General features: G+C 71.7%; 10 protein-coding genes and 1 pseudogene. 9 read left to right on the top strand and 2 right to left on the bottom strand.

Features of this window, described 5'->3' with window-relative positions; translation table 11 throughout:
• From A6Q79_RS08260 to A6Q79_RS08245, 4 genes and pseudogenes are all read left to right on the top strand, one after another.
• A pseudogene (locus tag A6Q79_RS08260) lies at positions 1–312 on the top strand (DUF4162 domain-containing protein); the annotation flags it as partial.
• On the top strand, positions 309–1,112 hold the full coding sequence (locus A6Q79_RS08255; protein ID WP_067858231.1) for an ABC transporter permease: 804 nt from the start codon (positions 309–311) through the stop codon (positions 1,110–1,112). The pseudogene A6Q79_RS08260 and the gene A6Q79_RS08255, both read left to right, overlap by 4 nt.
• Before the next feature lie 127 nt (positions 1,113–1,239).
• On the top strand, positions 1,240–4,794 hold the full coding sequence (dnaE, locus tag A6Q79_RS08250; protein ID WP_067858230.1) for a DNA polymerase III subunit alpha: 3,555 nt from the start codon (positions 1,240–1,242) through the stop codon (positions 4,792–4,794).
• An 11-nt stretch (positions 4,795–4,805) separates the two neighbouring features.
• A complete protein-coding gene (locus A6Q79_RS08245; protein ID WP_286689600.1) occupies positions 4,806–5,318 on the top strand; it encodes a hypothetical protein in 513 nt (170 codons plus the stop codon).
• Here the strand turns inward: A6Q79_RS08245 and ybaK are convergent.
• Positions 5,284–5,775, bottom strand: coding sequence for a Cys-tRNA(Pro) deacylase (gene ybaK, locus A6Q79_RS08240; protein ID WP_286689599.1), 492 nt, complete (start codon positions 5,773–5,775; stop codon positions 5,284–5,286). The genes A6Q79_RS08245 and ybaK overlap by 35 nt on opposite strands.
• Positions 5,750–6,967, bottom strand: a complete 1,218-nt coding sequence (locus A6Q79_RS08235) for a benzoate/H(+) symporter BenE family transporter (protein WP_236749714.1) — start codon at positions 6,965–6,967, stop codon at positions 5,750–5,752. Before A6Q79_RS08235 ends, ybaK begins: the two co-directional genes overlap by 26 nt.
• A gap of 43 nt (positions 6,968–7,010) precedes the next feature.
• On the opposite strand from A6Q79_RS08235, the gene hisD reads away from it, so the two are divergent.
• From hisD to A6Q79_RS08210, 5 genes are all read left to right on the top strand, one after another.
• A complete protein-coding gene (hisD, locus tag A6Q79_RS08230; protein ID WP_286689597.1) occupies positions 7,011–8,312 on the top strand; it encodes a histidinol dehydrogenase in 1,302 nt (433 codons plus the stop codon).
• Positions 8,312–9,403: a histidinol-phosphate transaminase gene (locus tag A6Q79_RS08225; protein WP_067858215.1), complete on the top strand. Its 1,092-nt coding sequence runs from the start codon at positions 8,312–8,314 to the stop codon at positions 9,401–9,403. The genes hisD and A6Q79_RS08225 overlap by 1 nt, the downstream gene beginning before the upstream one ends.
• Positions 9,400–10,002 carry an imidazoleglycerol-phosphate dehydratase HisB gene (gene hisB / locus A6Q79_RS08220; protein ID WP_067858212.1) on the top strand — a complete coding sequence of 201 codons (603 nt, stop codon included), beginning with the start codon at positions 9,400–9,402 and terminating at the stop codon, positions 10,000–10,002. Before A6Q79_RS08225 ends, hisB begins: the two co-directional genes overlap by 4 nt.
• A complete protein-coding gene (hisH, locus tag A6Q79_RS08215) occupies positions 10,002–10,652 on the top strand; it encodes an imidazole glycerol phosphate synthase subunit HisH (protein ID WP_317697675.1) in 651 nt (216 codons plus the stop codon). The genes hisB and hisH overlap by 1 nt, the downstream gene beginning before the upstream one ends.
• A partial coding sequence (locus tag A6Q79_RS08210; protein ID WP_317697672.1) for a hypothetical protein occupies positions 10,649–10,941 on the top strand: 293 nt, incomplete at its 3' end. The genes hisH and A6Q79_RS08210, both read left to right, overlap by 4 nt.

Raw genomic sequence — 10,941 nt, 5'->3', positions numbered from 1 at the left:
GCCCGGACCGGTGGCGAGCGGGTCGAGGTCGTCGTCGCCGACCCCGCCGACCGCGACGCCGCCGCCCGGCTCCTCGCGACCGTCGCCACGGGTGAGGTGCAGGTCGACGCGAACGGCCGGGGCCTGTCCGCGCCCGTCACCGACGGCGTCGCGCGCCTCGCCACCGTCCTGCAGGCCCTGCAGGAGCAGCAGCTCGCCGTCGTCGACGTCGGACTGCGCCGCCCGACGCTCGACGACGTCTTCCTCAGCCTGACCGGTCACGCGACCGCGTCGGACGCCGCCACCGACCAGAAGGACGAGGCCACCGCATGAACGCCACCCGGGTCGTGAGCGACGGCTGGGTCGTCGCCAAGCGCAACGTCATCAAGATCAAGCGGGTCCCCGAGATCCTCGTGTTCGTCCTGATCTCGCCGATCATGTTCGTCCTGCTGTTCGCGTTCGTCTTCGGCGGGGCGATCGACGCGGGCCAGGGCCTGAACTACCGCGAGTTCCTGATCGGCGGCATCTTCGCCCAGACCGTCGTCTTCGGGGCGACGTTCACGGGCGCCGGCCTGGCCGAGGACATGCAGAAGGGCATCATCGACCGCTTCCGGTCGTTACCGATGTCACCGTCGGCGGTGCTCGTGGGTCGCACGACGTCCGACATCATCTACAACGTCCTGTCGCTCGTCATCATGGCGCTCACCGGCCTGCTCGTCGGCTGGCGGGCGCGCGAGGGCGTCCTCGACATGCTGGGCGGGTTCCTGCTGCTCCTGCTCTTCGCGTACGCGGTCAGCTGGGTCATGGCCTACGTCGGGCTGATCGTGCCGAGCGTCGAGGTGATCAACAACGCCTCGTTCATCGTCATCATGCCGCTCACCTTCGTGTCGAACGCCTTCGTCCCGACGAAGGACTTCAACTCCTTCCTGCGCCCGTTCGTGGAGTGGAACCCGGTCTCGGCGGTCACCCAGGCGTGTCGCGAGCTGTTCGGCAACGTGCCCGCGGGCCCGGTCGACAGCACGGCGTGGAGCCTGCAGCACCCCGTGCTGTACACACTGCTGTGGGTGGCGCTGATCCTCGTGGTCTTCGTGCCGCTCTCGATCCGCCGCTACCGGGTCTCCGCCGCGCGCTGAGGACCGATCCCGACCCGTCCCCGCATGTGCTGGCGGGACGGGTCGGGACCCTCGCGTAGGCTGGCCTCCTTCCCCTCCACCGCCCCTCGGGGCCGTCCGTCCGCCATGTCTGGAGGCGCATCACCCGATGCCGAGCGACTCGTCCTTCGTGCACCTGCACAACCACACGGAGTACTCGATGCTCGACGGTCACGCACTGCTCGACGGCATGTTCGCGCGCACCGCCGAGCTCGGCATGCCGGCCATCGCGATGACCGACCACGGCAACGTGCACGGCGCCTACGACTTCTGGTCCAAGGCCCGCAAGCACGGCGTCAAGCCGATCATCGGCATCGAGGCCTACCTGACGCCCGGCACGCACCGCAGCGAGCGGCGCAAGGTCAAGTGGGGCCGTGGTCTCACGGGCGATGAGGAGGAGGGCGGCAAGGACGTCGCCGGTGGCGGCGCCTACACGCACATGACGATGCTGGCCTCCACGACGGAGGGCATGCACAACCTCTTCCGGCTGTCGTCGCGCTCGAGCCTCGAGGGCTACTACTACAAGCCCCGCGCCGACCGCGAGCTGCTCGCCGAGTACAGCTCCGGGCTGATCGCCACCACGGGGTGCCCCTCGGGCGAGGTCCAGACCCGGCTGCGGCTCGGGCAGTACGACGAGGCCGTCCAGGCGGCGTCGGACTTCCAGGACATCTTCGGCAAGGGGAACTTCTTCCTCGAGCTGATGGACCACGGCATCCCGATCGAGCGGGAGGTCCGCGACGACCTCCTGCGCCTGGGCAAGCAGCTCGGGCTGCCGCCCGTGGCCACCAACGACTGCCACTACACGCACCCCGAGGACGCCGACGCCCACGACGCGCTCATCTGCGTCGCGTCGGGCAAGTCGATCGCCGACCCCAAGCGGCTCAAGTTCGACGGCGGCGGCTACTACGTGAAGTCCGCGGCCGAGATGCGCGAGCTGTGGGAGGACCGCTACGGCATGAAGGAGGCGTGCGACAACACGCTCCTCATCGCCGAGCGCTGCGACGTCGAGTTCTCCGAGAACACCGGCGGCTACATGGCGCGCGCCGACGTGCCGGAGGGCGAGACCGAGGAGAGCTGGTTCGTCAAGGAGGTCTGGCGCGGGATCGAGTCGCGCTACCCGGGCGACGCGCTCACCCAGGAGGTGCGCGACCGCGTCGACATGGAGCTCGAGGTCATCAAGACCAAGGGCTACTGCGGCTACTACCTCGTGGTCGCCGACTTCATCAACTGGTCGAAGGACAACGGCATCCGGGTCGGGCCGGGTCGTGGCTCCGGCGCGGGCTCGATCGCCGCGTACGCGCTGCGCATCACCGACCTGTGCCCGCTCACGCACGGCCTGATCTTCGAGCGCTTCCTCAACCCCGAGCGTCCCTCGATGCCCGACTTCGACATCGACTTCGACGAGCGTCGGCGCGCCGAGGTCATCCGCTACGTCAGCGAGAAGTACGGCAACGACCGCGTCGCCTACATCGCCACCTTCGGGCGGCTGAAGTCCAAGGCCGCCATCAAGGACGCCAACCGCGTCCTCGACTACCCGTTCAGCATGGGCGAGCGGATCAGCAAGGCACTCCCGGCCGACATCATGGGCAAGGGCGTGCCGCTCAAGCAGCTGTTTGACCCGAGCCACAAGCGCTTCAACGACGGCAAGGAGTTCCGCGAGCTCCACGAGAGCGACGCCGAGGTCCGCAAGATCTACGAGACGGCGCTCGGCCTCGAGGGCCAGATCCGCAACTGGGGCGTGCACGCGGCCGGCGTCATCATGAGCAGCGAGCCGCTCGTCGACATCGTGCCCATCATGCGGCGCGAGCAGGACGGCGCGATCATCACCCAGTTCGACTACCCGATGTGCGAGTCGCTCGGGCTGGTCAAGATGGACTTCCTGGGTCTGCGCAACCTGACCGTCCTCGACGACGCCCTCCTCAACATCAGGGCCAACCGGGGCGAGGAGGTCGTCCTGGAGGACCTCACGTTCGACGACCCCGCCACGTACGACCTGCTGTCGCGCGGCGACACGCTCGGCGTGTTCCAGCTCGACGGCGGCCCCATGCGCGCCCTGCTGCGCAGCATGCGTCCGGACAAGTTCGAGGACATCTCGGCCGTCGGCGCGCTGTACCGCCCCGGCCCGATGGGTGCGGACTCCCACAACAAGTACGCCCGGCGCAAGAACGGCCGCGAGGCGATCGAGCCGATCCACCCCGAGCTGGAGGAGCCGCTCAAGGACGTCCTGGGGGAGACGTACGGCCTGATCGTCTACCAGGAGCAGGTGATGGAGATCGCCCAGGTCCTGGCCGGGTTCAGCCTCGGACAGGCCGACAACCTGCGTCGCGCGATGGGCAAGAAGAAGAAGGAGGAGCTCGACAAGCAGTACGCGGGCTTCCAGGCCGGCATGCTCGAGCGCGGCTACTCCCAGGCGGCCATCACCGCACTGTGGGAGATCCTGCTCCCGTTCTCCGACTACGCCTTCAACAAGGCGCACTCCGCCGCGTACGGCGTCATCTCCTACTGGACCGCCTACCTGAAGGCCAACTACCCGGCCGAGTACATGGCGGCGCTCCTGACGAGCACCCGCGGCGACAAGGACAAGTCGGCCATCTACCTCGCGGAGTGCCGCCGGCTCGGCATCCAGGTGCTGCCGCCCGACGTCAACGACTCGGTCTCGAACTTCGCCTCGGTGGGCGAGGACATCCGCTTCGGCCTGAGCGCCGTGCGCAACGTCGGCGAGAACGTCGTGGCCGGCATCGTCGCGGGCCGGGAGGACAACGGCCCCTACAAGGACTTCACCGACTTCCTCGACAAGGTGCCCACGCACGTGTGCAACAAGCGCGTGCTCGACTCCCTCATCAAGGCCGGCGCGTTCGACTCGCTGGGCCACCGTCGTCGCGCGCTGACGACGATCGCCGAGGACGCCGTCGACCAGTACATCGACCTCAAGCGCAACGCCGCGATCGGCCAGGACTCCCTGTTCGGCGGGATGGACGACGCGTTCACGGGCGTCACCGTCAGCGTGCCGGACATGCCGGAGTGGGAGAAGACCCAGCTCCTGGCGTTCGAGCGCGACATGCTCGGCCTCTACGTCTCCGACCACCCCCTCATGGGGCTGGAGCACGTGCTGAAGGCCAGCAGCGACTGCTCGATCGGCGACCTGATCGCCGACGCCGAGCGCCCCGACGGCACGACCGTGCGGGTGTGTGGGCTCATCACCGCCGTCCAGCGCCGGCTCAGCAAGAAGGGCGACACGTGGGCGCTCGTGACGGTCGAGGACCTCGACGGCAGCATCGACGTGATGGTCTTCCCCGGCGCGTACAACCTCGCGGCTCCCGTGCTCGTGCCCGACACCGTCGTGGTCGTCAAGGGACGTCTGCGCCGCAAGGACGACAGCGTCGAGCTCAACGCGCTCGAGGTGACCATGCCGGCCATGGGCTCGGGCGGGCAGGCCGACGCCCCCGTCGTCGTCACGCTGCCGGTCGCGCGGTGCACGAGCGACACCATCGGCACGTTCAAGCAGGTGCTGGGCAGCCACCCGGGCATGACCGAGGTGCACCTGCGCCTCGTCGGCACCGGCACCACGAAGGTCATGCGTCTCGACGACAGCCTGCGGGTCAAGCCGTCCTCGTCGCTCATCGCCGACCTCAAGGAGCTCCTGGGGCCCCATTGCCTGGGATGAAGGGATCAGGAATGAGGCGCACGGTCGTGCAGGTGGTCGCCCTGGTGGTGGGTCTGCTCGTGCTCGCCGCGGGCGCCGCGGTGCTGTGGGTCCAGCTCGCGTCGCCGCCGCAGTGGGAGGTCACGCAGCAGGGTGTCGTGCTCACCGAGGAGGCCGCGGGTGCCCAGGTCGGCGTCGAGCTGCTGTTCGTGGCCATCGGCGCCGCCGTGGCGGCTGTTTGGGGCCTCGTCGCCGGCTTCGTGCTGCGCCGGCTCGGCTGGGTGGTCGTGCCGCTGACCGTCGCGGCCACGCTGGCCGCGTCGGTGCTCACCTGGCGTCTCGGCGTCCTGCTCGGCCCCGACGGGCCCGAGGCGGTCCGGTCGCCGCAGCTCGGCGACAGCATCTCGGCCCGTCTGGCCGTGGACTCGCCGGCGTCCTTCGTGGTGTGGGCGATCGCGGGGCTGGTCGGCGTCTTCGTCGTCACCTGGGCGGCCGGCCGACGCCCCGACGTCAGCGAGCGATCGGCCCCGGCACTCCACCCGTGAGCCGCAGCAGGTCGGCGGGGGAGAGCTCGATCTCGAGCCCGCGCCGACCACCCGAGACGTGGAGCGTGTCCCACAGCTCCGCGGTCTCGTCGACGACCGTGCGGTGCGCGCGCTTCTGGCCGAGCGGCGAGATGCCCCCGACGACGTAGCCGGTGGCCCGCTCGGCCCGCGCCGGGTCGGCCATCGCGGCCCGCTTGCCGCCGAGGGTCGCTGCGAGCGCCTTGAGGTCGAGCTGGAGGGTCACGGGCACCACCGCGACGCAGAGCTCGCTGTCGACGTCGGCGACCAGCGTCTTGAAGATGCGGTCGGGCTCGACGCCCAGCGCCTCGGCCGCCTCCCAGCCGTACGACGTCGAGCGAGGGTCGTGGACGTAGCGGTGCACCTGGTGCTCGACGCCGGCGCGCAGCACGGCCGCGAGCGCCGGCGTCGCCTCAGCGTCGGACGTCTTCCGCGCCATCGGCGGCCTCCTCCTGCTCCACGGACGCTGCGGTGCGACGTTCCAGCGTCGCCCGCACGACGAGGCCGACGACCAGGGCCCAGAACGCCGCCCCGACGCCGAACAGCTGCAGACCCGACGCGGCGACGAGGAACGTGACGGTGGCGCTCGTGCGTCCGGTGTCGGTGGCGAGCGCCGCGACCATCGACGCGGCGAACGTCGAGAGCAACGCCAGGCCGGCGACCGTCTCGACGATGCCGGCCGGCGCGGCCTCGGTGACCGCGACCAGCGCACCGGAGGTGAGGGCGAGGAGCAGGGCGACGAGACCCGCCGTGAACGCCGCCACCCAGCGCCGCTCGCGTGGGCCCGCGCCGTCGCCCGCCGCGAGCGCGGCCGAGATCGCGGCCAGGTTGATGGCGTGACCGCCGAACACGGCCGCCGCCGACGTCCCCGCCCCGGTCGTGACCATCGACGCGCGCCACGGCACGGTGAAGCCGAAGCTGCGCATCACCGCGACGCCCGGCACGTTCTGCGAGGCCAGCGTGACGACGGTCAGCGGCACGGCGATGCCGACCACCGCCGCGACGGTGAGCGTCGGCGTCGTGGGCTCGAGGCGGGGGAGGAGGTGCCCGGTGGGCACCGAGGTCCCCGTCGTGGCCAGGGAGACGCCGATGACGACGAAGGCGCCGAGCAGCGCCAGCGGGACCGCCCAGCGGGGCGCCCAGCGGGTGGCGAGCAGCCAGACCAGCACGACCGGGCCGACCGCGGCGGGCGCGTCCGCCAGGGCGGTGAACGGCGCCAGGCACAGCTGCAGCAGCACGCCCGCCAGCATCGCCTGCGCCAGCGGCACCGGGATCGCGGCCGCCAGCCGACCGAGCCAGGGGACGAGCCCGGTGAGGGCGAGCAGCACGCCGGTCAGCACGAACGCGCCGACGGCGGCGGGCCAGCCACCCTCGACCGGTCCGGTGCTCACCAGCAGCGCCGCGCCCGGCGTCGACCACGCCAGCGTGACCGGCAGGCGAGTCCACACCGCGAGCCCCGACATGAGCAGGCCGAACGCGACCGTGAGCGCCAGGAGCCCGCTGGCCGCCTCGTCGGGCGAGGCGCCGACGGCGCGCAGACCCGCGAGCACGACCGCGAAGGACGACGTGAACCCGACCACCGCGGTGACCACGCCGGCCACGATCGGCTGCTGCAGGTCGCGGGACGTCACGGGGCCTGATCCTAGGCGAGGGGACGGTCCCTAGAATCGGTGCGTGATCAGACGACTCGACCTCCGCACCGACCCGACCGCCGAGCTGCCCCGCGCGCAGCAGGACGTCGAGCACGCGCTGCACGTGGTCGGGCCGTTGTGCGACGACGTCCGGGCCCGCGGCGAGGAGGCCGTGCTCGAGTACGGCGAGCGCTTCGACGGCGTCCGTCCCGCGTCGCTGCGGGTCGCGCCGGAGTACCTCGAGAAGGCGCTGGCCGACCTCGACCCCGCGATCCGCGCCGGTCTGGAGGAGTCGATCGCGCGTCTGCGCACCACGTGCGAGGCCGAGCTCGAGCAGACGGTCGTCACGACCGTCGCCCCCGGCGCCACGGTCGAGCGGCGCATCGTGCCCATGCAGCGCGTGGGTCTCTACGTGCCCGGTGGGCTCGCCCCGCTCGTCAGCACCGTCGTCATGAACACCGTCCCGGCGCAGGTGGCGGGTGTCGGCTCGATCGCCCTCACGTCGCCCCCGCAGGCGGAGTTCGACGGCCTCCCACACCCGACGATCCTCGCGGCGTGCGCGCTGCTCGGCATCGACGAGGTGTACGCGGCCGGGGGAGCGCAGGCCCTCGCGCTGCTCGCCTACGGCAGCGTCGCCACCGGCGGCAGCGTGCAGCCCGTCGACCTCGTGACCGGACCGGGCAACATCTACGTGGCCGCCGCCAAGCGCTACCTGCAGGGCACGGTCGCCATCGACTCCGAGGCCGGCCCCACCGAGATCGCCGTCATCGCCGACGACACCGCCGACCCCGCCTTCGTCGCGGCCGACCTCATCAGCCAGTCCGAGCACGACCCGATGGCCGCCAGCGTGCTCGTCACGCCCAGCGACGCGCTCGCCGACGCGGTGACCGCCGAGCTGGAGCGCCAGGTCCCGACCGCCACGCACCAGGCGCGCATCAGCACGTCGCTCGCCGGACCGCAGTCGGCGATCGTGCTGGTCGCCGACCTCGACCAGGCCGTCGACGTCGCCAACGCCTACGCCGCCGAGCACCTCGAGATCCAGACGGCCGACGCGGCCGGCGTCGCAGCACGCATCGTCAACGCCGGCGCGATCTTCGTCGGCGCGTGGACGCCGGTCTCCCTCGGCGACTACGCCGCCGGGTCCAACCACGTGCTGCCCACGGCCGGCTGCGCCTGTCACTCCTCGGGCCTGTCGGTGCGCGCGTTCTGCAAGAACGTGCACGTCGTCACCTACACCGAGGCCGCCCTGCGCGAGGTCGGGCACCACGTCGAGGTGCTGGCGAACGCGGAGGACCTCCCGTCGCACGGTGCCGCGGTGGGGATCCGTACGGGCCGGACCCGGTAATGGCCGTTCCCGACTGGGTCCCGGTGCGTGAGGAGCTCCGGGACGAGGAGCCGTACGGCGCGCCGCAGATCGACGTGCCGGTGCGGCTCAACACCAACGAGAACCCGTACGGGCCGAGCGAGGCGGCCGCCGCCGACGTCGCCGAGGCCGTGCGCACCGCTGCGCTCGAGCTCAACCGCTACCCCGACCGCGAGGCCGCCGCGCTGCGCGAGGGGCTCGCCGCCTACCTGTCGCGCGACACGCCGGCCGTCGACCTCGACGCGTCGCGCGTGTGGGCGGCGAACGGCTCGAACGAGATCATGCAGCAGGTCCTGCAGGCCTTCGGCGGGCCGGGGCGCACCGCGCTGAGCTTCGCGCCGACCTACTCGATGTACCCCGAGTACGCGCGCAACACCCACACCCGATGGGTCGCGGGACGTCGGCGCGACGACTTCGGCATCGACGTCGACGCCGCGGTCGCGCTCATCGACGCCGAGCAGCCCGACGTCGTGTTCCTGACCTCGCCGAACAACCCGACGGGCACCGCGCTCGACCCGGCCCACACTCGGGCCGTGCTCGACGCCGCACCCGGCATGGTCGTCGTCGACGAGGCGTACGCGGAGTTCCGGCGCGCCGGCACGCCCAGCGCGCTCGAGCTGCTCGCCGACCACGGACGGTTGATCGTCACCCGCACCATGAGCAAGGCGTTCGCCCTCGCCGGCGGCCGTCTGGGCTACCTCGCCGCCCACGCCGACGTCGTCGACGCGCTGCGCATCGTCCGGCTGCCGTACCACCTGTCGTCGGTCACGCAGGCCACCGCGCTGGCGGCGCTGCGGCACACCGACGAGCTGCTCGCGAACGTCGACGCCCTGCGGGTCGAGCGCGACCGCACCGCCGAGCGCCTGCGCGGCCTCGGGCTCACCGTCGCCGACTCCGACGCCAACTTCGTCCTCTTCGGCACCTTCGAGGACAGGCACGCCACCTGGCAGGCCCTCGTCGACCGTGGCGTGCTCATCCGCGAGACCGGACCCCTAGGATGGCTGCGCGTCTCCATCGGGACGCCGTCCGAGATGGACGCGTTCTTCACGGCACTCCAGGAGGTCATCGCATGAGCAGCAGGACTGCCCGCATCGAGCGGAAGACCTCGGAGTCGCACGTCGTCGTCGAGCTCGACCTCGACGGCACCGGCACGCACGACATCTCCACCGGGGTCGGCTTCTACGACCACATGCTCACGGCGCTGTCGCGGCACTCGCTCATCGACCTGACGGTCCGCACCGAGGGCGACCTGCACATCGACGCCCACCACACGGTCGAGGACACCGCCATCGGCATCGGCGACGCGCTGCGCGAGGCGCTCGGCGACAAGGCCGGCATCACCCGCTACGGCACGGCGACCGTCCCGCTCGACGAGGCCATCGCCACCTGCACGGTCGACGTGTCCGGTCGGCCCTACTTCGTGCACACCGGCGAGCCCGAGCGGCAGATCACCGTGGTCATCGGCGGTGACTACTCCGGCTCGCTGACCTCGCACGTGTTCGAGTCGATCGCCCACCACGCGGGCCTGACGATGCACATGACGCTCACCGCCGGCCGCGACCCGCACCACATCGCCGAGTGCCAGTTCAAGGCGCTCGCGCGGGCGCTGCGCGCGGCCGTCGCCATCGATCCGCGGGAGACGGGCATCCCGTCGACCAAGGGGGCGCTGTAGTGCCGACCGCGACGTCGCGGCCCACGGTCGCGGTGCTCGACTACGGCTCCGGCAACCTGCGCTCGGCCGTCCGCGCGGTCGAGCGCGCCGGCGCCGACGTCACGCTGACGTCCGACCCGGCGGTCGCCGAGACGGCCGACGGCCTGCTCGTGCCCGGCGTGGGCGCATTCGCGGCCTGCATGGAGGGGCTGCGCGCGGTCAACGGCGAGCGCATCATCGAGCGCCGGCTCATCGCGAACCGTCCCGTGCTGGGCATCTGCGTGGGCATGCAGATCCTCTTCGGCGAGGGCATCGAGCACGGTGTCCGCTCCGTCGGCTGCGGCGAGTGGCCCGGCACGGTCGAGCGCATCCAGGCCCCCATCGTCCCGCACATGGGCTGGGACACGGTCCAGGTGCCCGACGGCTCGAGGATGTTCGCCGGTCTCGAGGACGAGCGCTTCTACTTCGTGCACTCCTACGGCGTGCGCCGGTGGGAGCTCGACGTCCAGGGCACGTCGTTCACCGCCCCGCGGGTCACGTGGACCGACTACGGCGGCGACCGCTTCGTCGCCGCCGTCGAGAACGGCCCCCTCTGGGCCACGCAGTTCCACCCGGAGAAGTCCGGGGACGCCGGCGCCGCCCTCCTGCGCAACTGGGTCCGCACACTATGAGCAAGGAGCGTGCGCGACGCCGGGCCGAGCGGGAGGCTGCGGCTGCTCTGCTGGCCGAGAAGCGAGCGGCGGAGGTCGCCCGTCGTGAGCGCTGGGCCGCGCGACGCCGGGCACTGACCGGCTGGCTGCCCTCGAGGGGGCCGCGCAACCGGCAGTCCGGCGTCCTCGCCGAGCGGCGTCGTCGGCAGACCGCGACGACCGTGGCCCTGGTGCTCGCGGCGGTCGTGCTCACCTGGGCCTTCACCGAGAGCCCCGCGGCCGTCGTGCTGGCCCTGGCGGTCGGCACGCT

This window comes from Aeromicrobium sp. REDSEA-S32_B7 (genome assembly GCF_001626145.1).
GTDB classification, from domain to species: domain Bacteria; phylum Actinomycetota; class Actinomycetes; order Propionibacteriales; family Nocardioidaceae; genus Aeromicrobium; species Aeromicrobium erythreum.
This window is presented reverse-complemented; position numbering and strand designations above follow the sequence as displayed.

Coding starts and splice junctions, on each gene's coding strand:
- A6Q79_RS08225 (WP_067858215.1), top strand. CDS start 8,312: ATGGCCGTTCCCGACTGGGTCCCGGTGCGTGAGGAGCTCCGGGACGAG.
- A6Q79_RS08245 (WP_286689600.1), top strand. CDS start 4,806: ATGAGGCGCACGGTCGTGCAGGTGGTCGCCCTGGTGGTGGGTCTGCTC.
- hisB (WP_067858212.1), top strand. CDS start 9,400: ATGAGCAGCAGGACTGCCCGCATCGAGCGGAAGACCTCGGAGTCGCAC.
- dnaE (WP_067858230.1), top strand. CDS start 1,240: ATGCCGAGCGACTCGTCCTTCGTGCACCTGCACAACCACACGGAGTAC.
- ybaK (WP_286689599.1), bottom strand. CDS start 5,775: ATGGCGCGGAAGACGTCCGACGCTGAGGCGACGCCGGCGCTCGCGGCC.
- A6Q79_RS08255 (WP_067858231.1), top strand. CDS start 309: ATGAACGCCACCCGGGTCGTGAGCGACGGCTGGGTCGTCGCCAAGCGC.